Here is a 22,060-nt window from a genome sequence, read left to right as displayed (position 1 = left end):
ATTATCGCATTTATGTACTAAAATTCAAGATAGAGTATGTGAATACTGGTAAATGATGGTTTATAAGTTACCAAGAATTGATTAGGGAAGGGTAGGTGGTATCAAAGCTAAAAAATTATTCTTCTAAATTTTGTTCTTTTTTATAATTGTTATATGCTTGTACCAAGTAGTACCAGTGTGCGTCATGACTTGAAATCATTAATCCCACACGATAAAAATCAGTTAAATGTTGCTTACAGAGAGTTAAAATATCATAAACTAGTTTACCAAGCTGTTGCCGTGTAACTGCTCCACAATAAATGCCATAAATAATATTACGTACAATTGATTTTGCTAATAGCATAGAAAGGTGTGGTAGTTTATTTTTGTGGTCATTGTTGTTATAAAGCTCAATAAAATTTTTTCTTTCATCATCAAATACTTTCTCTAAGGCATTAATTTGATAAAGGCTTAATTTATCCATTCTATATAAAACTTGATGGGTTTGTGTAAAGTCTAATGATATATTGGCTAAAACATTTAAGGTAAAGTGATAACTGTTTAGGGTGGGGTGATGCTTTGCTATATCATCAGTTGAGAAAGATGGGTCATAAATAGTCGATAAAGCATCATTATCAAAATTATCAAAAAAAATAGGGAAAGTCGTGTTATTAATGATACTTTCTACAAAATATTGAGGATAGACTTGTTGGTAAAAGGGGTCGTCTACTTTTTTTATATTCAAAGAAATCATGAGTTTTTTGCCAATGGAGGTACTGTTTCAGTATTCAAGTGATGTTCTGCCAGTTCGATGGCTTTTTCAATATGTTTAGTGCCATCTTGTGGGTTTTCTTGATTTTTTGCTGCTGTTTCTAATAAGTGAGTAATGGCAGAGACATCATAGCGTGTTATCTTTGCGGTATGTTGACTCATTGTTAATGTCCCTATTTTTTAAGCCCATGTTGTAGAGTCTGTTATATCTTGATTTGTGGTTGTGGGTTCAATATTAGGTTGATGATGAATTTAGTGCTTCAATCAACCTAATATATTGTAGTTTATCAATAAAGATTGTTATGTTTGATTTTATTATAATTTAAACAAAATTATCTTTAATATAATGGTTTAGTCTACTCCACCTTTTCAAAGCGTGCAATGGATTCCACATGCCCTGTATGGCAAAACATATCCATCACCCCTGCGTGAGTAAGTTTGTAACCTTGCTCCAGTAAGGCTTTGCTATCCCGAGCAAGGGTGGCAGGGTTACAAGAGACATAAACAATGCGTTTGGCGTTAAAGTTGGGTAGATATTGCATCACCTCCCACGCACCAGAGCGAGGTGGGTCAATTAACAAGGCGTCAAAGCCTTGGTTTGCCCATGGCTGTTCAGAGCAGTCTTGGGTCAAATCTTGACTATAAAATTCGGTGTTGGTGAGTCCATTACGTTTGGCATTATCGCTGGCACGAATGGTCATCGCATCTGAGCCTTCCACGCCAATCACTTTACCTGTTTCTCCGACCAAACGAGCGAGAGGCAGGCTAAAATTCCCCAAGCCGCTAAATAAGTCTAGTACCCGTTCACCTGCTTTTAAGTCTAATAAGTCGCAAGCCAGTTTGGTCATTTTTCGGTTGACCGATAGATTGACTTGGGTAAAGTCGGTGGGAATAAATTCATAAGTGAGGTCAAATTCTGGCAGTTGATAGTAAAGACGTCCAAACTGTCGACTCATGTCATCATCAGTATGCAATTGAACTCGGTGGATACTGTCTGCGCCTTTGGGTTGTAGATATAACTGCCAGTTGCGCTTGGCAAAAAAGACTTTAAGTTTTTCAATATCGCTTTCGCTAAGTGGCTCAAGGTGACGAACAATGAGTGCGACAGGTTGATTACCATCACGTAACTCGGGCAGGTTTTCACCCATTGCCAATTCTAATTGGGCAATATGATTGCGAGCCTCAAGGGTGGTAATGAGCTGTTTTAGATTGTCGATTTCAAAGCCAATGCGTGGGTCAAGGATATGACATTCGTTTAATTCAGCAAGAAAGTTACTTGAGCGTTCGCGAAAACCCACCAAAGCGGTGTCTTTTTTGACCACATAACGCACACCCATACGGGCTTTGGTACGGTAGCCTAAACGGTCACCCACGATGGGTTCAAGCCAGTTTTCAGGGGCAATGTCGGCTTGATGCTGTAGTAGCTCGGCTAAAACAGATTGTTTAAATTTGATTTGCCCGTCGGCTTGCCAATGTTGTAATGAGCAACCACCACACACACCAAAATGCGGACAAGGGGGCGTTTGCCGCTCAGGATTGGGGTTGGCGATAACTTCGGTTGCGTCACCTTCTTCAAAGCTTTTGCGGCTATTGGTGAGCTGTACTTTGACCGTCTCATTAGGTAGGGCAAAGCTAACAAAGACTTTTTTGCCATGTTTGTCGCTTTGGTGCTCAGGTTGTGAGCCATATACTGCCACGCCACGCCCATCATGTGATAATCCATCAATATCAAAGGTGACGGGGTCAGCGTCTTTTAGGCGTTTGCGTACCCGAGCAGAAGGCTTGGACTTTTTTTTGCTGGGGGGTAGGGTGATATTTTTTGCATGGTGAGCAGGGGGAGTGGGGGCTGTTTTGGTCATAGGGGCTGGGCTGTCAATCATGATGGCTTGGCTTTTGTTAGGGTGAGTAAATGTTTTGATTAGAAATATTGCTATATATTTTAAAAAGTATGTCCCCTCCCTAACCCTTACCCTAAGAGGGAGGGAAATTTCTCCCTCCTGCTGGGAGGGAGCTAGGGGGAGGGAAAAACTATAAAATATTTAATTTTGAAGCATTATTAAAACTGTGTGTATGATAACCGAAAATAAGTAACTTTAAAGGAGAAATTTTGGCTAGGTTACATTTGCCAACTGTCCAAAAATCCTTGGTGAGTCAGTGAACCATCGCTATTGGTAATACTTTGCAAATAGTGCTGAGTTAACATTTGCCATTGGCTGTGACTGTCTAACGTTAGATTGCCTTGCAGCAATTGCCAGCGTAAATACAGTAGCCATGTGTTGATGACGTCACTTTCACAATAGGTGGTCAGCGTGTGCCAGTCTTGGTTTTGTACCAAGTCCACCACCATTGAGCCATCAATGTCTTGTTTGCCAGCCAGACCACAAAGACTTGCAATCACATCAAGCTGCTGACGAGTCGATGCGCCAAACATAGATAGCCTATCCATTAGGTCTATATGGCGGGTGTGATAGCGGTTAACATAGTTGTTATATTTATAGTCGTTATGAAATTTATCATTAAAAAAGGCAGGGGCAGTCAATTTGTGGTGCATGGCGCGGTATTGTATGACGGGAATGTCAAAGCCATTGCCATTCCAACTGACGATATTAGGCAGTTTTTCTACTTTTTTATCAGAGGCAAAAATATTAAAAAAGGTGTTGATAATCTCTGCTTCTTGATAGTCATTTAAGGCAAAAGATTTTAGGCGAAATCGTTGTTGTTTGCTATCAACCCATAGCATGGATAAGCAGGCAATTTTGTGTAATGGCAACCGCATAAAAGTAGTGTTTGCTTCTTGCTGGCGCATGGCAGTTAAGGCAGTGAGTGCATCTGTATCTGATAAGGCAGCAAGCTGAGGATATAAGCGTTTGCCTGTATCCAAATCAGGAATGGTTTCAATATCAAAGATTAAAATCTGTTCAGGCAGTGTCAAAAATGAATGGTTCATGCTTTGTCTTCCACGTTGTATAGCCCAGTGGATAGGTAGCGGTCACCACGGTCACAGACGATAAAGGCAATGACAGCATCGGCGTTTTGTTGTTGGATTTCTTGGGCAATTTGTAGCGCTGCCCATGCTGCTGCTCCTGAGGAGACGCCTGCAAGAATACCTTCGGTTTTGGCAAGTTTGCGCATATAGACTTCAGCGGTATGCTGGCTGATATCCATAATGCGGTCGACGACTTTGCTGTCAAAAATCTCGGGGCGATATTCTGGCGACCAGCGGCGAATCCCTGCAATTGAGGCATTTTCATCAGGTTGGAGACCGATAACTTGAATATCAGGGTTTTGCTCTTTGAGGTATTTTCCTGTGCCAGAGATAGTACCTGTCGTACCCATTGAACTAATAAAATGGGTGATTTTACCATCAGTTTGCTGCCACAGTTCAGGCCCTGTGGTGTGATAGTGCGCGTCGCTGTTATCAGGGTTAGAGAATTGGTTTAAGATGATGCCTCTTCCCGCATCTGCCAGTTGTTGTGCTTGGTCTCGAGCGGCTTCAATACCATCATCAACTTCAATAAGGGTTGCACCATAAGCTGCCATGGCGTCTTTACGTTCTTGGGTAGAGTTGGTGGGCATCAGCAGTATCATCTTATAACCACGCATCGCAGCAACCATAGCAAGGGCAATGCCTGTATTGCCACTGGTGGCTTCGATAAGAGTGTCACCAGGTTTGATGTCACCACGACTTTCAGCTTGAAATATCATGTTAAAAGCAGGGCGGTCTTTGACAGAGCTGGCAGGATTATTGCCTTCGAGCTTAGCAAGTAGCTGTATGTTATCACCAATGCCTTCGCTTTGTGGTAGCTGGTGTAGGGCAACGAGTGGGGTATTGCCCACGCAATCAGATAGAGTAGTGATACGGTTAATGTGCTCTGCTTGGTTAGATGTTTGCGCACTTGACTGAGCGTTTGACATGGTAATTCTCAACTTAATCAATAAAGATAAAATAATAAAAATTGAGCAGATTATAGCATTTTGTGGCTTCAATCGGGATAAGAGTTGGGTTTAGTTTTTATTCGTTATAAAATGATTTGCTGATGATGGGTATCTGGATATTGGTGTTAAATTATATGATTGAGAGCAAATATGGCAACATTAAAAGTAGGTAAAGGACTGTTTAAGTATAATATCGAAAAGGCGTTACAAGTTGCAAAATCAGGTGATACCATCGTCTTATCAGGTGGACAGTATCATATTGAAGAGGTTATATCTCAAGATATTACCATTATCGCAGAAGATCCGAATAATCCTGCAATGATTAGCGGAGTTTTGACGTTTGAAGAGGTGCGATGTGCTGTTAAGCACCTTCAGTTTGTGCAGGGCATAGTCATAGTAAAACAAAGTAGTCTGGACATTATCCAGTGTCAATTTATCGATATTGACAAAGGTAATCCAGTATATGCTGAGCCATGCAGCGATATTAGTATTAGTGACTGTGAGTTTAAAAATATTACTAAATATGCAGCAATAGCGATAATTGATTCCACACTAGAGATAAAAAATAGTCGGTTTATAGAAAGTATAAAAAGCAATGCAATTAGTATCAGTAAGAATAGTCATATACAAGTAAAAAACTGCCAGTTTTGTATTCAAGACTATTATGTAGCTATTTATTTACATCCAGAAACTCAAGCAGATATTATTGGTAGTGTGTTTCAAGGCGGCAAGTCGTTTGTTTATAGTAGCCAAGCAACTGCAACATTGACAAAATGCCAGTTTATCGATATTGATAAGGACTCTCCAGTACGTGCTGAGAAATCAAGTCATATCAGTATTGATGACTGTGAGTTTAAAAATATTCCCAACCATTCAGCAATATTGCTAAGCAATTCAAAATTAGAGATAAAAAACAGTCAATTTGTAGAAAGTATACAAAGAAATGCGATTTTGGTATCCAGAAATAGCCAACTACAAGTAGAAAACTGTCAGTTTCAGACCCCAACTACTCCAGCTATTGGTTTAAATTCAGGTAGTCAAGCTAATATTGTCAATAGTCGTTTTCAAGGGGGCTATTCGTCGATTAAGAGTTTACAAGCAAAACTGTCACTGGTTGGGTGTCAGTTTGATGGGATTGAATTATCTAATTCAGTGTATGCTGAGAACATGAGCGATATAATGATCAAAGACTGTATCTTTGAAAATATTGTTAAATTCCCAGCAATATGGTTAAAAGAGACAAAGTTAGATATAAAAAATAGTCAGTTTTTACAGCTTAGTACCAATGCCATTAATATATATGAGCAAAGTGATATCCAAGTAAGCGATTGTGAATTTCAAATACTCAATCATCCTGCGATTTATTTGCACCCAACGACACAGGCAAATATTGTTGATAGTGTGTTTAAAGGGGGCAATTCAAATGTGTGTAGTATACAAGCGACCGTGACTTTATCAGGCTGTCAGTTTGTAGATGTTGATAAATATAATCCAGTGTATGCTGAGCAAAAAAGTGTGGTTAATATTGATCATTGTCTCTTTCAAAATGTTATTAATTTCCCAGCAGTGTGGTTAAAACATTCAACGTTAAACATAAAAAACAGTCAGTTTTTACAGCTTAGTACCAATGCCATTAATATATATGAGCAAAGTGATATCCAAGTAAGCGATTGTGAATTTCAAATACTCAATCATCCTGCGATTTATTTGCACCCAACGACACAGGCAAATATTGTTGATAGTGTGTTTAAAGGGGGCAATTCAAATGTATGTAGTACACAAGCGACCGTGACTTTATCAGGTTGTCAGTTTGTAGATATTGATAAATATAACCCAGTGTATGCAGAGCAAAAAAGTGTGGTCAATATTGATGAATGTTTATTTAAAGCCATCAAAAATTTTCCAGTGCTATGGTTAAGTGACTCAAAATTGATAATAGGTGATAGCCAGTTTTTAGGAATAAAAAACGGCAATGGTATTAATGCATTTGAAAAAAGCCATATAGATATGGTGCGTTGTGAGTTTCAGACTGAAGATTATCCTGCTGTTGCCTTACAAACCGATAGTTATGCTGATATTACTGACAGTACATTTAAAGGTGACTTTAGTACGATTTATCTTGATAAAGGAAAGGCTTTAATAGAATACTGTCGCTTTATAGATATTACCAATCATCATCCTGTGTATACGAAACAAGACAGTCACATTAAATTGACTGAGTGTGTATTTAAAAATAATATCAACTATTGGTTAATACATGCCAATGAGAACAGTCATATTCAGGCAACAAGTTGTAGTTTTAACAATCATGATTATGTGGCAAAGTCAGAAGATTTAGCAAGAATAGAGATTATTGGTAGTCCACTAAAGTCCTATCAATATGATGGCAATGTGTCATTATCGCTTCAAAGTGACAGTGAAAAAGAGCAGCAATTACAAGATATAAGCTCTTCTCAGTTAGGTGATGAAATTGTTGCTGAGGTAAGCAATAAAACAGGTGTTGAAACTATCAATGAACATGCTGCTTTGCAACAAAGCTTACAAGCACTTAATGATCTGATTGGTTTGCAATGTGTGAAAGAGGAAATAAAAAAGATTATTGCCTTTGTCAATTTTCAAGAAATGAGAAAAAAGCAAGGGTTTGAGGTAGCAACCACCAGCTTACATTTGGTATTTACTGGCAATCCTGGGACGGGGAAAACCACGGTTGCTCGTATTATAGGGCGCATATTTTATGCGCTGGGCGTGTTGCAGTCAGATACTGTGGTAGAGGTAGATAGAGCCGACTTGGTAGGAGAATATATTGGACATACTGCTCCCAAAACATTAGCAAAAATCAACGAAGCGATGGGCGGAGTGCTATTTATTGATGAAGCATATACCTTGGCAAAAGGTGGCAATGACTTTGGGCAAGAAGCGATTGATACCCTACTCAAACAAATGGAAGATAATCGCGATAAATTTGTGGTGATTGTCGCAGGCTATACCAAGCCGATGCAAAAATTTATCGACTCAAACCCCGGCTTGGCTTCTCGTTTTACACGCATGATTGAATTTGAGGATTATAATGCTGAGGAGTTGCTACAAATATTTGAGCAAATCCGTGAGCAAGAATGTCTGGATATTTCAGAACAAGGGCGTCTAAAAGTCAAAGAGGTGGTTGATGCCATGTATCAAAGCCGTGATGAAAATTTTGGTAATGCACGGCAAATCCGTACCTTGTTTAGCAAGATTTATGAAGCATTAAGCTTACGTGTGTTTCAGCAAAATATTATGAGTGGCTATCAGATAGAAGCAAAAGATGTCATGGCTGGTATAGAAGATATGGATATTATACTAGATGACAAAGAGGCACAAAGGCAGACCATGCTTGATGAGGGCATGCAAGAGTTGTCAGCATTGATTGGATTGGAAAATGTGAAATATGAAATCCATAAATTGACCAATTTTATTCAGACGCAAAAACGTCGCAAACAAGCCAATCTACCCGCACTACCCATCAGTTTGCATTTGGTATTTACAGGTAATCCAGGTACGGGGAAGACCACGGTCGCTCGTATTATGGGTAAGATTTATTATGGGTTGGGACTGTTAAACTCTGTTCAGGTAGTAGAAACGGATAGAGCTGATTTGGTGGCAGAGTATGTGGGGCAGACAGCCCCCAAAACTTTGGCAAAAATCAAAGAAGCGATGGGCGGTGTGCTGTTTATTGATGAAGCGTATTCATTGGTTAAAGAGGGTAATGACTTTGGGCAAGAGGCGATTGATACACTATTAAAACAGATGGAAGACCATCGTGAGAGCTTGGCAGTGATTGTGGCTGGTTATACACAGCCGATGCAACGTTTTCTCCAGTCAAACCCAGGACTTAGCTCACGCTTTACACGGACAGTAGATTTTGAGGATTACCAGCCAAAAGATTTATTGCAAATTTTTGCGCTTTTTAGTGAAAAAGGGTTGTATCGATTAAGTGAAGCTGCCCGCCAAAAAGTATTGAATCATTTTACCCAAGCATATCAAAATCGTGATGCACACTTTGGTAATGGTCGATTTGTACGCACCGTCTTTGAGCAAATCATTGAAAATCACTCCATGCGTATGATGAGTGACCCTACCGCTGATTTACAACTGATTGAAGCAGCAGATATTCCTAATTAGTGTCAACCAACTGGATAAATAATGGCATATAAAAAACGCTTTGATTTTAGTAGTGCTTATGGGCAATTGATATTGCTGGTATTCTTTCCCATCTGTGTGTTAGCAGGCGTTGGTGCTGTGCTGGTGTTTTCTGAAACCAATACTGCCGTGCGCTCAGAGCAGCGAGCATTGGCGGAGGCAGCATTGGTGCGTTATGAGCCAGTGGTACAACAAATGATGCCGTTATTATTGAATGAGCTAAGTCAAGATGAAGAAAGCGAGGCAGAACAAGATAGCCTACAAGAGTCTGCTATAGATTTGGCTAATCATGTTGAGAAGATGACAACGGCAGATTCTTCAATAAATGCGTCAGCGATACTTGATGAATCGTCTGTTTTAGATGATAAGCAAGAAAATTATAGTCGCTTTCAAAGAATTTTGACCAGTATAAACAATGAAAATCATCTGCAACGTATAGCGGTTATTGATGAGACAGGACGAGTGTTGATTACTGCTGGTCATAAAGAGGACAAACCTTGGGGTAAATTCTCACCACAACAAGATTTGATTGAAAATCTACAAACTACGACAGGTACGGCATACGGCAGCCTTTTGGGTGAATATGGTCAGGGTAGTGGTCGACACAAATATTGGTTATTTGTTGATATGGATGATGAGCCACTGCACATTGCACGCTATCGAATTTTATTGGCATTGGTGGTCACGGGGCTATTTACCATCTTGATATTGCTACTGAGCTTAAATATTTATGCCAAACGCTGGATTACCCCCATTTATGAGATGCGCTTGTATTTGCAGCGGACGAATACTGATAATTTATATCAACCTTTAGATGCAGAATCGAGTGGTGAGCTGAATCAATTACAACAAGATTTGGTAAAAGCGCTACGGCGTATTCATTCTAGTTTTCAAGAGCTAAAAAATCATGCTGAGCAAACCGAAGATGATTTGCGGGTTGCCTTTGATGAGATGGAGATGCAAAACATCTCTATTCGTAATGCCCGTGATGCAGCGGTTTCTACCAGTCAAGCAAAATCTGCCTTTTTGGCAAATATTAGCCATGAGCTGCGTACCCCACTCAATAGTATTGATGGCTTTATTAATCTATTGGCACGTCATGGTAAGCTGACCGCTGAGCAGGATTTATATGTGCAAACCATTCGTAAATCATCGGCTCATTTATTGGCATTGGTCAACGATGTGTTGGATTTTTCCAAAATTGAAGCAGGCAAGCTGGTGCTCGATAGGCATGAGTTTAGTTTGTACGATGCCATATATGAAGTCATGGACATGCTGTCACCTTTGGCTGCGGAGAAGGGACTGCGTATGGCAGTGATGTTTTATGATGATGTCCCCAAACAAATCGTTGGTGATGCGTTGCGAGTCAAGCAGATATTAACAAACTTGGTGAGTAATGCGATTAAATTTACCGATATGGGTGAGGTTGTGGTTCGAGTCAGTCTTGATGAAGGTGTCCATGAGACAGCAGCCAGCAGACTTATTATGAATCAATCTGATGTGAATCAGTCAAAGCCAGCCACAGAGTCAAAAGACCAACAGGTGGATAATAGCAGCAGTGCAAATGATGCTAACAATACAAATCATGCTAATGGTGCTAACAATGCTAACAAGGTTAATAGTACAGATAATGCCAATACTGTAGCGAATATTCATCATGCCGCTAGCAGTATTGATAATCGAATTTTAATTGCCATACAAGATTCAGGGCGTGGTATCTCAGAGACCGCACAAAAACAGTTATTTCGTAGCTTTAGTCAAGGTGACCCCTCGATTACTCGCCAGTACGGTGGTACAGGCTTGGGACTGGTGATTTCCAAGCAGTTGACCCGATTGATGGGTGGCAATATTGGTTTTTATGATAATGAGCGTGCCCAGTTAAGCCAAGATATTACAGGTAGTGTGGCTGGTAATGTGCAAGGGTTAAAGCGTCCCCAAAAAGGCTCTACTTTTTGGTTTACCATGCCAGCCAATGTCGATGTGATTGAGATGATGGAGCAAGAATCACAAGCGACCATCTTGCCACAACTGCGTCCATTGAGTGATAGTCTTGATGCACCATTGCAACTATTGGTCTGGATAGACCATGTTGCAAGTCAGCAAGTACTCAAAGCCAGTTTGCGTCCTTTGCCCATTGAGATGACCCAAGCCAGCTCGCTTGCCAGCGCTCTTGAGTGGCTCAAAGAGAAAAATAACGCATGGGATTGGGTGATTGTCGATGGGGGAGATACCGAGGCACAAGAGGACATGGCGGCTTTATTAAAACAAATCAGATTGCATTATCAAGGTAAGCTTGCCATATTTGGCTATCAGGTGGCATTAGACAATACGTTACTAGGACGCTATAAAGCAAAATCTTTATATCAACCATTAAACAAACGTCAATTATATGCGCTACTAGATACTAGAAAGCGTTCGCAAGTGGCACCAATAGATACACCCCGCTGGCAGGGTGTGAAGGTGTTGGCTGTCGATGACCATTTGCCTAATTTATTGGTACTTGATGCATTGTTATCTGAGCTGGGGATTGAGGTGATTACTGCCAATAGTGGTTATGATGCCATTGAAATTATGAGTAAGCAGCAAGCGCGACAGCAAAAGCAGTCTGGTGAAAAATCTGCTGCCGATAGTAGTAAGGATAATATAGACTTAATATTTATGGATATCCAGATGCCAAGGCTATCAGGGCATGAAGCAGCCCAGCAAATTCGTAAAATTGAAAGCTCAGGTAAGAAAACTCCCATCATTGCTTTAACTGCACATGGTCTATCAGATGAGCGTGATAATTTGATGGCAGCGGGGATTAATGACTATGTTGGTAAGCCGATTAGCCAACCGCAACTATTACAGATTTTACAAAAATGGTTGGGTGGTCATGCTGCCAATCAAGGGCAAGTAATAAATGGTCATTGCCTGTCTGTCATCGATTCAAATCAGACAGATAACAACCAAACTTATAATATAACAGAACAAAGCAATATCAATGCTGCTGAGCAAACACAAGACAAAAATAGCTTAGCGATATTTGATTGGCAAGATGCCATGACCCGCTCTGCCAATAAACCAGAATTGGCAGCAAAACTGGCATTAATGATGATAGATTCAGTAGAAGAAGAGCTAGAAGCATTACAAGCTGCATGGGAGATGCGTGACCGAGCAGAGTTGGCGCAAATTGCTCATCGCATCTTGGGGGCGTGTCGTTATACAGGAGTGCCGCAGCTACGCCAAGCCAGCCAAGACTTTGAAGATAAATGCCTGTTAAATATACAGCATACCACTCCAGCGCAATTTGCCATGTTGCAGCCGAAATATGATGTGCTACTAGAAGCATTACATAACTTGCAAGTCTTGGATAAGTCTCAATACCCTGAACTGAATTATGATAAGCTGAGCGAAAATGACATGACTTGGAAAATGATATAGCCATCATGATATATATAAAATCGTGTATATAAGGAACATTATGGAATCCCTGACTTCGCAATCGTATCAAACATTAGCAGTAGAGATGAGTGGTCATATTTTACATCTCACTTTGCAGCGTCCTGAGAAAAAAAATGCCATGAGCTTTGTTATGGTTGATGAGCTAATAAGCATTGCAAAACAAGTGGGCAAGCAGCGTGATATACGTGCGGTGATTATAAAAGGGGCAGAGCAGACGTTTTGTACAGGATTGGACTTAGGAGACTTGAATAACCCCAAAAATCAGTTATACGCCGCTTGGGAGCTTGCCAAGCCTTGGCAGAGTCATTTTCAAAAAGTGTGTTTGATTTGGCGTGATGTGCCAGTACCTGTTATCTGTGTGTTGCAAGGGCATTGTTTAGGAGCAGGGCTACAGTTAGCATTGGGTACAGATATTCGTATTAGCACTGCCGATTGCAAATTTGCAGTGATGGAAGCCAAGTGGGGCTTAGTAGCTGATATGGGACTGACGCAAGCAGCATTGGGTGTAGTAAATGCTGATGTGCTCAAAGAGCTTGCGATGAGTGCACGTATGATAGAGGGGCAGGAAGCGCATCAGCTAGGATTGGTGACCCATGTAAGTGATGAGCCATTGGCGTATGCAACGCAGTTAGCAGAGGAGCTCTCTAGCCGCTCACCCGATGCGGTATTGGCAAGTAAGCGTATGATTAATCAGATGTATGCTCAGTCAGCATTAACCTTATATCAAGAAAAATTTTGGCAGCTTAAGCTGATGTTGGGGTATAATCGTAAGTTGGCGCTTAAAAAAGCGCGTGATGCGGCGACCAAATTTCGCAAGCGTCAGTTTAATTAAGTCGAACTAGACTTAACTAGAATGGGCGTCATCGCCCAAATTCATTTCCTCTTTTGTATAAGATAATTGGTAAATGATATTTTTCTGACTTGTTAGTGTCATCATTTTTTTATATTTTTAATTTTTTATATCTTTTGCAAGCACTGCCAATAGGTAGTGCTTGTTTCGTTCATTCAACTATAGTCAAAGAACTACTAAACGGCTACGGTGTTGCCCTTGTTTGCTGTACGACGCTACTATCTGCACTTGGTCGCCTTGTATCTGTTTTAATCTTCTTCGACTATTATAATACCTAGTCTAAAAATTTTAAGCTTTGTCAGTGATATTTAGTGGTTTAGAGAATCTGTTTTATGACACCTTGCTAAGTTATTATTTTTAGAGTTGGTATAAGAGTTGATAAGTGTCTGTTTTGGTGCTTTTTATGTCTGTAGATAATTTAGATAAAACAACACAAACGCCTCAAGATTCGATAGTGGATTCTGACACCATGCCACCAAAATTTCCAGTGGTATGGGTGATGATGCTTGGGTTAATTATCGCCATTGGTCCTTTGTCGATAGATATGTATTTACCTGCCTTGCCTGCGATGGCAAAAGATTTTGGCGTAACCACTGCTGTTATTTCCAATTCAGTACCTGCCTATTTTGTTGGTCTGGTTGTAGGTCAGTTATTTTATGGACCATTAAGTGACCGAGTAGGACGGGTCAAGCCGTTGTATTTTGGCATGGCTGTCTATGTTATAGCCTCTATCTTGTGTGCCACAACCAATAGTGAATATGTTTTATTTGCAGGGCGTACTTTGCAGGCATTGGGTGCCTGTGTGGGGGCAGTGGTCACACGAGCAGCGATACGTGATACCTTGCCGCCGAAACAAACAGCCAAGGCATTTTCCATTATGATATTAGTGATGGGGATAGCTCCCATTCTTGCTCCTTCATTGGGGGCTGTGCTATTACAATTTTTTGATTGGCATGCCATTTTTTGGTTTTTGGCAGGATTTGGGGTGCTTAACTTGCTTTTGACCAAATTCTTTTTTTCTGAGACCCTCAAACCCGAAGATCGTAACTATCGTCCCATGTCAACCGTGCTGAGCCAATATTATGACTTGCTAAAAGATCCTACCTTTGGCTATCCTGCCATTGGTGCAGGTTTGCTGATGGGGGCAATGTTTGTTTATATCAGTGCCGCCTCAGAGCTATTGATGGACGGCTATGGGCTAAGTGAGGGGCAATTTAGCATTATTTTTGGTATGAATGCGGCAGGGTTTATTGGTTTAACTCAGGTGAATCAATGGCTGACCAATCGCTTTCGCTTAGTCAGCTTATTGCGCTTTGGTGCGGTGGTACAAATGTTTGCATCAGCCATGTTGTTTTTATTAGGCGTAATATATGGGGCTTCTGCTTGGCTACCCTTAGTACTGGTATGTATTTTCTTTTGTATTGCAGGGCTTGGTTTAACTCAGCCAAATGCTGCCGCCATTGCCTTAGCTTTTCAAAAGCACCGTGCAGGTATGGCAAGTGCGCTACAAGGCTCGATGATGTTTGCGGTGGGTATCTTTGGAGGGCTATTACTGAATTTATTCCCTGCCAATCCTGTCTTTAAATTAGGACTCACCATGTTTATCTTGATGAGCTTGGGTACGTTTTTAGTATTTCGTATCAATCGTAATTTAAACCTAGATAGTGCTGCATAATTGTTGTTGATGATATGTGGTTAGTGTTGATATAGCATATTATTAATATGCTGTGCCAATTGCTGTCCCCATTGCGTGTAGGTGACGCCGCTAGGGTGAAAGCCATCTTTGGCAAACCATTTTGTTGTGTCCTTATCATTAATAAACTCATCAAGGTTAAAGTTAAAATAATTCACCGCAGACGATTGTTGACATACTCTTTGTAATAACATATCAAGTCGAGCCGCTTTTGCAGCAATAAATTGATTTAGCGGTGCAGGTAGGGCAGGCATTTGTGCCATGGGTGGTAGGCTACAAAATATGATTTGTTTGGCTTTAAATTTACGCTGGGCAATGGTAATGATTTGCTGTAGCTGAGTTTGCCAAAGCGTTGTCGAGACATTTTTGGTGGCATCATTAACACCCACCACAATCACCATAATGTCTATCGCTGTGGTTGGTAATGGCAGAACATAAAGCCTATGCAAAATATCAAAACTGGTGTGTCCTGTGGTGGCATACAGTGACCAGTGAATGTGGCTAAACTGTGCCGATAGAGGTTGTTTTTGTAAGGCGGTCAGTAGCTGTCCCATCAGTGCCTCTTTTTGTGAATCTACGCCCACACCCGCAGCCGATGAGTCACCGATAATCATCAAATTTAATTTGTCTTTTTGCTTTGATTCGGTTTGCTTTGATTCAGTTTGTTTTGAGTCGGTCTCTGTCAATGATGAAGACAATGCAGTGCTGCCATGACGCTCACCCTCAGCTTCGGGTAGGCGAACCACGCTGCGTTGTAGTTTTTTACCTTGATAAAGGTAGATGGGAACTAAAGCGATATCTTTTAGTTGCATAGAAACATTCTCTTAAATCTAAAATCTCTTAAATCTAAAAAATGGCTTTCATCATAACCAATGAAAGCCATTTCTAAAACACATAATTTATAAGCAGTAGTCACTGGATAATGGTGATATTTAGTAGATCACTACCTTAAATAAAACTACAATCAAAACTACCTACCAACCTGTCCGCTGACGAATGGTGGTTAATGACTCATCAACCAATAATTTACCATCAACAAACACATCTTGTAGCAGGTTGTTATCCTCACTACCAAGTGTATTTTCTTTGATGGTCTTTGTATTGCCATTCTCATCTTTGATAAGTGCCAAACGTCCTTTTTTCGAGCGTTTTGAGCGACTGGTAATAGGGTCTTTAAAGATATCTTTCCATTCACCATTGATTTGCACCGCACTGGCTTTCATTGCCCAGCTCATGGTATCACGAGTCACTTGCTGTAGTAGTCCACCACCCATTCCAAAGGTGACATTATCGGCACTAAAGCCTGCTTGCATAATGGTATCTAAAATTTTACCAAGGCTTTGAGGATTGATGCCGTCCCCTTGAATCAGACGCACATAATCGGGCAATACTTTATAGCCTTTGCTGTTAGTGGCCGTACCAAATTTGACTGCCAAACGCTCTAAAGCCTCACGCACCACTTTGGCAGGGTCGCCACTGTCAGGACGTATCACCAAGGTGCCGCCCATATTTTTGACTTCTTCTTTGAGCGTCTCACCCCAAATGTGGTCGATGGCATTCCATAAATCATAACTGTCTGATACCACAGCGACAATTTTGCCTTCACCACCAAACTGCTCCAGCATATTGGCGAAAGCTTGCTCTTCATGCTCTCGTCCCCATGCGGTCATGGTGCTGTGTTCAGCAGCAGGGATTGAAAAGGCAGGCATCTCATCATTCATGCCATACCAACGACTAGCAGCGACCAATGCGGTCATGCTGTCTGTACCAGAAAAATTAACCAAATGCGCCAAACTGCCTAAAGCTACCGTTTCCATGCTAGACGCACCACGCGCCCCAAAGTCATGCAGCTTAAAGGGCAAACCTGCTGTATTATCCGCTGATTTTTCTAGCGCATTTTTGATGATATTTTTGCAGTAATAAGACAAACTTGCCACCGTTGAGGGATACCAAATCGCTCGTAATAATGAGGTCTCTAGATAGCTTGGCAGCCAATAAAACTCAGGGTCAGTATTAACCACCTGACACACCACATTGGATACAGGCACAATGCTGCCTTCGGGGACAGCTTGAATACGCAGAGGTAGATAACCGCCATGTTTACTGACTAACAGCTCCCAACCTGAGCGATTAAAGGGTAAACCATGCGCAGTGATGATTTGTTCTGCTTCATCAATATGGGCAGTGGTGATGGGGGCTTGTAAGTATTCTTTAATATAGGCTTGCAGACCAAAAAACAGCACATCGTAGTCACCTTTGCGGGCTTCAACATAGCTGGACATATATTCGCTATCAGGCGGATATTGCAGCCAGTGTGATGCTTTGTAGCTGTCAGCATTTAAAATTAGGTTGTTAAAATTACTGGTGAACATAACAGAACTCCTCTGTTTGATAATGTTACCTCTATCTTGCCATGCAAGCTTACAAGCGTAGGGTAACGAAAGACCCTTGCCGTCTATCGGCTTGGGGAAAACTAATAATAAAAACTAAAAATAGTAAAGCGATTATAAATAATGCCATGTATTTTTCATAAAGCCAATCATATCATTTAATGGCACAGGGGTGAGCATTAATTTATCGGCTGATTTTTCTAAAATCAGCATACAGCCAGCTTCCAATTTGCCATGACTATTAAACTCAAGCTCTCTGACTTTGACTGATTGGGTAATGCCATTGTCATCGAGCGTTTGTGAAAATGGCTCACCTGTATGCCCATAAAAATGATAAGCAAAAGCCACGTGATTGAGTAGCTCTTTGATTTCTGCTGAGCCATAACCACGATGACTGTCTGAGCTTTTATCATGAGTAACAAGTACATCAAATTCTTGGGCATTTTTTGCTAATTTTTTTAATGCTTGGCGTTCATAATCTTGAATATACTGTGGGTGGGTGCGTCCTTTTCTATCACCAATGCGCCCCACACCAACCATTGTTAGGCTATCATTGTCTGTATGTTGCTTTGTATTATGCGTGTCTTTTTTGTGTTGAGGTTTTAATCCAGCAAAGTTTTTCGACTCTTTTGGTGTATTGGCTTTGCTTTGAATGACAATGGGTATGGCAGTGCGACACACCCATACTCGATTGTAAGCATCAATCGGATAGGCAGGCTGCTTTAAAAAGCTTGCATCTTCCTCTAATTTATCCAAAAATTCATGGTCTTCATGATTGCCACGCACACACAGCATATCGACATTTAGTTCATCTAAAAACTGCGCAATCTCAGTATGAACATAAGCAAAGCCATCAATAAATCCTAGTTCATCTCGGTCATTTTGAGCATGGCGAAGGGTGGCTTTATCCATACGAGATTTATCAGGAAAAGCCCCCATATCGCCACATTGCAAAATCAAATCAATGGATTTGCCTGTGGTTTTTTGATAATGCGCAACCAACTTAAATGGCAATAAAAACTTACCATGAATGTCAGCAAAAATAGCAACTCTTAACAAACTTGCCCTCTCCAAACTATCAAGAATTTTCTAAAAAGCTTTTAAAAAACTACAAACCCACCATTTTGCAAATAATAGCGTAGTGGTCTTCAAATATTTGCTTAGGGTCAAGCTCCGCAAGCGGTAGCCAAAATGCTTGCGCTGCATCATCGCCGCCTTTGACTTTAGGCAGACCACTGGCATCACTTTTTAGCTGAAAATAAAACGCTTGGGTGATGGTGCGCCCACGAGCAGAGCGGTACGGGTCATCAAAAGTATGCTGACTGTGACGTGAGCCACGTAGCACAGGCTCGGGTACTTTTAAGCGGGTCTCCTCACGTAGCTCACGAATACACGCATCTAGCAAAGTTTCTTTTTGATTGACAAAGCCACCCGGTAATGCCCACAGTCCACGCCCTGGCATACTACGCCGCTCTACCAATAAGATATGTCCTGATTGTACCACCACCGCATCGGCAGTCATAAAGGTAGGTGGATAGGGGGTGTCTTCCCATTGTTTTTTGTATTTATCAACAAACCATGCTTCTTCTTGCAGTTGATTGTATTCCTCGGTTTTTTTAAATGTATCTAGCACCTTGCGAGTAGAATCAGGAGTACGCTCAGGTGTTGGTGTTGCACCCATCAGATAGCCTTCACGAATCGGAGTGGCAGATAGGTTTTTATAATTGGGTACAGAGATTGCCGCCCAGTTAGGGAACAATGATAGGTAATAAGAAGAGCTGTCTTTAGAATGTCCGATAAGACCAATATCGGAAGTCAAATCCCCAGTGACAGATTTTACTGCTGCCTGCACATATTGTAGCCAGCGAGTATCATTATATAAGGCATCATCGAGTCCCACACAGTGAATACGTGCGGCTTCATCATCTGAATATGCCCCTTTAATCATTTGTGAGCGTTCTACTACGCTAAACGGATTACGCAGGCTACGGGGCAGATTTGCTGAACCAATCAGCATGATGACATTATCAGCACGTTGTAACGCCTCATCAACCACGGCTTTATGCCCAAGATGAAATGGCTGAAAGCGACCAATAAAGACGAGATATTTAAAATGACGTTCAGATGAAGCACTCATAAACGCAAACTCCTTGCAGTAAAACTTTTGTTGTAATCGGCAATATTAATTAGCATTGGCAATAATCAAGCCATCTATCATAGCACCATACTGACATAAGTGAGGATATTTTCACAAGTTAAGCAAGCTTATTGACGGCTTTATCAATTGATGATGCGTAAAAATGAGGCTGGTAAATTATATTGGCAAGTTATATTGATTTGATTATTTTGTTTTGATTGCCTATATCCATATCTTATTGTTCCCTGAGTTACTGGTTGTGTTTTTCAATCCATGCCAGCACCGTTGGCCAAACCTCCTTGGCAGCGTTACGACTCATTAATATTCGGCTGTGGGAGTAATTATCCAAATCTCCATTATCTATCCCAAATTCACGAAACTGATTATTAAGATTTTGATAGTCGTTTAGATACAGTAAGCAACCACTGGGTGGTGCGACAAAGTCATCGCCTGTGGCGGCAATAGCATAAATAGGCATCGTCATCTGCTGCATGTGCTGACGATAATTAAATTTGCCATCGGTACTATGAAAGTTTCTGCCTAAGTTCCAATTAAACCATTGTTTCATGGTGTAGTAGCTTTCATTAATTGGCCCTAATTTCATTTTAATGGCAGGTAGATAACCAAGCGTTAAGGTCATGGTTTTGCTTAGTAATACTTTGGTAAATGCTTTTGGGGTAGTGGCTGCGCCATACGCCTGACAAGCAAATAAGCTGATGCTTTTGACTTTATTAATGTAGACTTTGTTTTGTAGCAAAAACATCGTGAGGCACATACCACCACCGCTATGAGTCACACAGTGAATGGCTGGCAGGTTAAGCTCATTAAATAAATAGTCAAAAGTTGCTGCGACATCATTTAATGCAATGGTTTCAAGGTTAAACTCTTTTTTAGGTTTTGGGCTATTGCCATGTCCACGCCATTCCATAATATAGCAGTGATAACCATGCTCGGCTAAATAGTGGGCAATACCTAAATGGATACGTTTATCTGAAAATGCACCATGTAGCAACAGTATGTTTTTGCTTGCGTTTTGAGTGGTGCTGATATTATGAATGTTAGCCGCAGAAGCATTGTTTATATCCTCACTGACTTTATCTTTATTGTTGGTATCAGCGACTTTCCACACAGCCACTTGCTCAATATCTGGCGTGGTTACTAAAGTTAAACTCTCAGTAATCATAAAAACGCTCCCTTTTTATAACCTTTTTTATAACCTTGCATAAGGTTATGGTTTTATCTTCCTTGATATATAGTCGACTTAATACAAAACTGGCACAAAGTCAAACTCGCTCGCAGTACCTGCTTTTATAAAAACAGTTACACCTTCGCTCGTTTTCCTTGTAAAAGTATTATCTTGACTTGACTATATCTACCTATGTATTGATTTTTAACATACTTAGATACACAAAAAATAGCTGATAGTTAGAACCTGTATTCACAACCCATAATGGTGGCTTTTTGCCTAAAATAGACGTACTACGGCGTTAAATTTTGGGTTAAATAGAGTGACTATTCGCCCCAAAATTTGCCTTGTATTACACAATTTTAGTTTAAAATTCCCCTGATTTTGGATTATGAATACAGGTTCTTAAAATACGCCATAGCAATCGCTGCTACTATAAAAATCTAATGCCTAGTGGGTCACTTTTTAGGTTTATAGTGATAAAAACGTAAGTTTGAGCATTAACAATAATCATTAGCTGGCACTATGGCTTGAAAACATGGCGCGTTTCTTGGGTTTATCAGACTTATCTGAAGATAAGTGCTATTGTTTGCGCTCATTTTTTCTCGGTGTTATTAATCTTCATAAGTAGTATTCCCTTGATTATTTTGCAATCAACGCCATAATGAAACTGTATATTTGTCATATTTGCCATTCTCGGCAATTTTGTTGACAATTCTTATTTTTAATTTTCAATACATGAGGTCAACTTATGACTGATAGCCATACAGACACAGCCAATGCAGAGCAAACGTCAGCATTAGACATCGAGCAAACTGAGATTAAAAGTAACATCACCATTACTGAGTCAGCACAAGAGTATTTGACTGAGCTTTTGGCAAAACAAGAAACAGATGGTATTGGGGTACGTATTTTTGTCGAGCACCCAGGTACGCCACGAGCAGAGTGCTGTATGGCTTATAATCAGCCAGGTGAAGAAGATGAGGCTGATTTGCAGCTACATTATGAAAACTTTACTGCTTTTATTGATGCGGTCTCCGTGCCTTATCTTGAAGATGCCGTGATTGACTATAACAAAGACCGTTTTGGGGGGCAGTTAACTTTCCGTGCGCCTAACTCAAAAATCCCTAAAGTGGGAGAAGATGCCAGTGTTGAAGAGCGCATCAATTATGTGTTGCAGTCAGATATTAATCCCAACTTAGCCTCACATGGCGGTAATGTGCAACTGGTCGAATTGCTAGATGAAGAGGGCGTAGGATTGACGGCTGTATTAAAATTTGGTGGTGGTTGTCAAGGTTGTTCGGCAGTGGATATGACCCTACGCCAAGGGGTAGAAGTACAGCTTAAACAGCAAGTTCCCGAGCTGATGCAAGTGGTCGATGAGACTGACCACACCCGTACTGAAAATGCCTATTACCAATAAGGCTGACAATAAGGCTAAGTCTTATCACCCTCTGCTTATATTAAAATATAATAACTAACGTAAATAAAATTTATT

General features: G+C 40.7%; 15 protein-coding genes. 5 read left to right on the top strand and 10 right to left on the bottom strand.

The annotated features are described in order from the left end of the window. Positions 1–115: 115 nt before the first annotated feature. From FHK89_RS11965 to cysM, 5 genes are all read right to left on the bottom strand, one after another. Complete coding sequence (locus FHK89_RS11965; protein WP_230660681.1) at positions 116–733, bottom strand: hypothetical protein; 618 nt, start codon at positions 731–733, stop codon at positions 116–118. Then, positions 730–912 carry a hypothetical protein gene (locus FHK89_RS11960; protein WP_230660678.1) on the bottom strand — a complete coding sequence of 61 codons (183 nt, stop codon included), beginning with the start codon at positions 910–912 and terminating at the stop codon, positions 730–732. The genes FHK89_RS11965 and FHK89_RS11960 overlap by 4 nt, the downstream gene beginning before the upstream one ends. Before the next feature lie 194 nt (positions 913–1,106). Next, complete coding sequence (rlmD, locus tag FHK89_RS11955; protein ID WP_230660935.1) at positions 1,107–2,609, bottom strand: 23S rRNA (uracil(1939)-C(5))-methyltransferase RlmD; 1,503 nt, start codon at positions 2,607–2,609, stop codon at positions 1,107–1,109. 257 nt (positions 2,610–2,866) lie between these two features. Further along, the gene (locus FHK89_RS11950) at positions 2,867–3,697 is read right to left on the bottom strand and encodes a 3'-5' exonuclease (protein WP_230657825.1); all 831 of its coding nucleotides are present in this window, start codon (positions 3,695–3,697) and stop codon (positions 2,867–2,869) included. Continuing rightward, positions 3,694–4,665, bottom strand: coding sequence for a cysteine synthase CysM (gene cysM / locus FHK89_RS11945; RefSeq protein ID WP_230657826.1), 972 nt, complete (start codon positions 4,663–4,665; stop codon positions 3,694–3,696). The genes FHK89_RS11950 and cysM overlap by 4 nt, the downstream gene beginning before the upstream one ends. Before the next feature lie 171 nt (positions 4,666–4,836). Here cysM and FHK89_RS11940 point away from each other — a divergent pair, with 171 nt between their 5' ends. The 4 genes from FHK89_RS11940 to FHK89_RS11925 all read left to right on the top strand — a co-directional run bounded on the left by FHK89_RS11940 (position 4,837) and on the right by FHK89_RS11925 (position 14,831). Further along, on the top strand, positions 4,837–8,844 hold the full coding sequence (locus FHK89_RS11940; RefSeq protein ID WP_230660675.1) for a right-handed parallel beta-helix repeat-containing protein: 4,008 nt from the start codon (positions 4,837–4,839) through the stop codon (positions 8,842–8,844). A 21-nt stretch (positions 8,845–8,865) separates the two neighbouring features. Beyond that, a complete protein-coding gene (locus FHK89_RS11935; protein WP_230657829.1) occupies positions 8,866–12,285 on the top strand; it encodes a response regulator in 3,420 nt (1,139 codons plus the stop codon). Between the two features lie 40 nt (positions 12,286–12,325). Then, entirely contained in the window at positions 12,326–13,138 is an 813-nt protein-coding gene (locus FHK89_RS11930; protein WP_230657831.1) for a crotonase/enoyl-CoA hydratase family protein, read from the top strand. 487 nt (positions 13,139–13,625) lie between these two features. Continuing rightward, complete coding sequence (locus FHK89_RS11925) at positions 13,626–14,831, top strand: multidrug effflux MFS transporter (protein ID WP_230657890.1); 1,206 nt, start codon at positions 13,626–13,628, stop codon at positions 14,829–14,831. Positions 14,832–14,851: 20 nt separating this feature from the next. Here the strand turns inward: FHK89_RS11925 and FHK89_RS11920 are convergent, their stop codons facing one another. The 5 genes from FHK89_RS11920 to FHK89_RS11900 all read right to left on the bottom strand — a co-directional run bounded on the left by FHK89_RS11920 (position 14,852) and on the right by FHK89_RS11900 (position 20,559). Then, positions 14,852–15,661, bottom strand: a complete 810-nt coding sequence (locus FHK89_RS11920) for an SGNH/GDSL hydrolase family protein (protein ID WP_230657833.1) — start codon at positions 15,659–15,661, stop codon at positions 14,852–14,854. A 162-nt stretch (positions 15,662–15,823) separates the two neighbouring features. Beyond that, positions 15,824–17,221, bottom strand: a complete 1,398-nt coding sequence (locus tag FHK89_RS11915) for a nicotinate phosphoribosyltransferase (RefSeq protein WP_230657835.1) — start codon at positions 17,219–17,221, stop codon at positions 15,824–15,826. Positions 17,222–17,353: 132 nt separating this feature from the next. Beyond that, positions 17,354–18,298 (bottom strand): metallophosphoesterase family protein, encoded by a 945-nt coding sequence (locus tag FHK89_RS11910; protein ID WP_230657837.1) that lies wholly within the window; start codon positions 18,296–18,298, stop codon positions 17,354–17,356. 49 nt (positions 18,299–18,347) lie between these two features. Further along, positions 18,348–19,376: a bifunctional nicotinamide-nucleotide adenylyltransferase/Nudix hydroxylase gene (locus tag FHK89_RS11905; RefSeq protein ID WP_230657839.1), complete on the bottom strand. Its 1,029-nt coding sequence runs from the start codon at positions 19,374–19,376 to the stop codon at positions 18,348–18,350. Positions 19,377–19,626: 250 nt separating this feature from the next. Next, the gene (locus tag FHK89_RS11900; protein ID WP_230657841.1) at positions 19,627–20,559 is read right to left on the bottom strand and encodes an alpha/beta fold hydrolase; all 933 of its coding nucleotides are present in this window, start codon (positions 20,557–20,559) and stop codon (positions 19,627–19,629) included. A 754-nt stretch (positions 20,560–21,313) separates the two neighbouring features. On the opposite strand from FHK89_RS11900, the gene nfuA reads away from it, so the two are divergent. Beyond that, the gene (gene nfuA / locus FHK89_RS11895) at positions 21,314–21,985 is read left to right on the top strand and encodes a Fe-S biogenesis protein NfuA (RefSeq protein WP_230657844.1); all 672 of its coding nucleotides are present in this window, start codon (positions 21,314–21,316) and stop codon (positions 21,983–21,985) included. Positions 21,986–22,060: the final 75 nt, after the last annotated feature.

Source organism: Psychrobacter sp. I-STPA10 (genome assembly GCF_021012795.1).
GTDB lineage: Bacteria > Pseudomonadota > Gammaproteobacteria > Pseudomonadales > Moraxellaceae > Psychrobacter.
The sequence above is the reverse complement of the archived record's forward strand: the minus strand, read 5'-3'. Positions and strand labels throughout refer to the sequence as shown.

What these genes read in the sequence shown, in the direction of transcription:
- FHK89_RS11965 (WP_230660681.1), bottom strand. Translation starts at nt 733, where the DNA reads ATGATTTCTTTGAATATAAAAAAAGTAGACGACCCCTTTTACCAACAA.
- FHK89_RS11960 (WP_230660678.1), bottom strand. Translation starts at nt 912, where the DNA reads ATGAGTCAACATACCGCAAAGATAACACGCTATGATGTCTCTGCCATT.
- rlmD (WP_230660935.1), bottom strand. Translation starts at nt 2,609, where the DNA reads ATGACCAAAACAGCCCCCACTCCCCCTGCTCACCATGCAAAAAATATC.
- FHK89_RS11950 (WP_230657825.1), bottom strand. Translation starts at nt 3,697, where the DNA reads ATGAACCATTCATTTTTGACACTGCCTGAACAGATTTTAATCTTTGAT.
- cysM (WP_230657826.1), bottom strand. Translation starts at nt 4,665, where the DNA reads ATGTCAAACGCTCAGTCAAGTGCGCAAACATCTAACCAAGCAGAGCAC.
- FHK89_RS11940 (WP_230660675.1), top strand. Translation starts at nt 4,837, where the DNA reads ATGGCAACATTAAAAGTAGGTAAAGGACTGTTTAAGTATAATATCGAA.
- FHK89_RS11935 (WP_230657829.1), top strand. Translation starts at nt 8,866, where the DNA reads ATGGCATATAAAAAACGCTTTGATTTTAGTAGTGCTTATGGGCAATTG.
- FHK89_RS11930 (WP_230657831.1), top strand. Translation starts at nt 12,326, where the DNA reads ATGGAATCCCTGACTTCGCAATCGTATCAAACATTAGCAGTAGAGATG.
- FHK89_RS11925 (WP_230657890.1), top strand. Translation starts at nt 13,626, where the DNA reads ATGCCACCAAAATTTCCAGTGGTATGGGTGATGATGCTTGGGTTAATT.
- FHK89_RS11920 (WP_230657833.1), bottom strand. Translation starts at nt 15,661, where the DNA reads ATGCAACTAAAAGATATCGCTTTAGTTCCCATCTACCTTTATCAAGGT.
- FHK89_RS11915 (WP_230657835.1), bottom strand. Translation starts at nt 17,221, where the DNA reads ATGTTCACCAGTAATTTTAACAACCTAATTTTAAATGCTGACAGCTAC.
- FHK89_RS11905 (WP_230657839.1), bottom strand. Translation starts at nt 19,376, where the DNA reads ATGAGTGCTTCATCTGAACGTCATTTTAAATATCTCGTCTTTATTGGT.
- FHK89_RS11900 (WP_230657841.1), bottom strand. Translation starts at nt 20,559, where the DNA reads ATGATTACTGAGAGTTTAACTTTAGTAACCACGCCAGATATTGAGCAA.
- nfuA (WP_230657844.1), top strand. Translation starts at nt 21,314, where the DNA reads ATGACTGATAGCCATACAGACACAGCCAATGCAGAGCAAACGTCAGCA.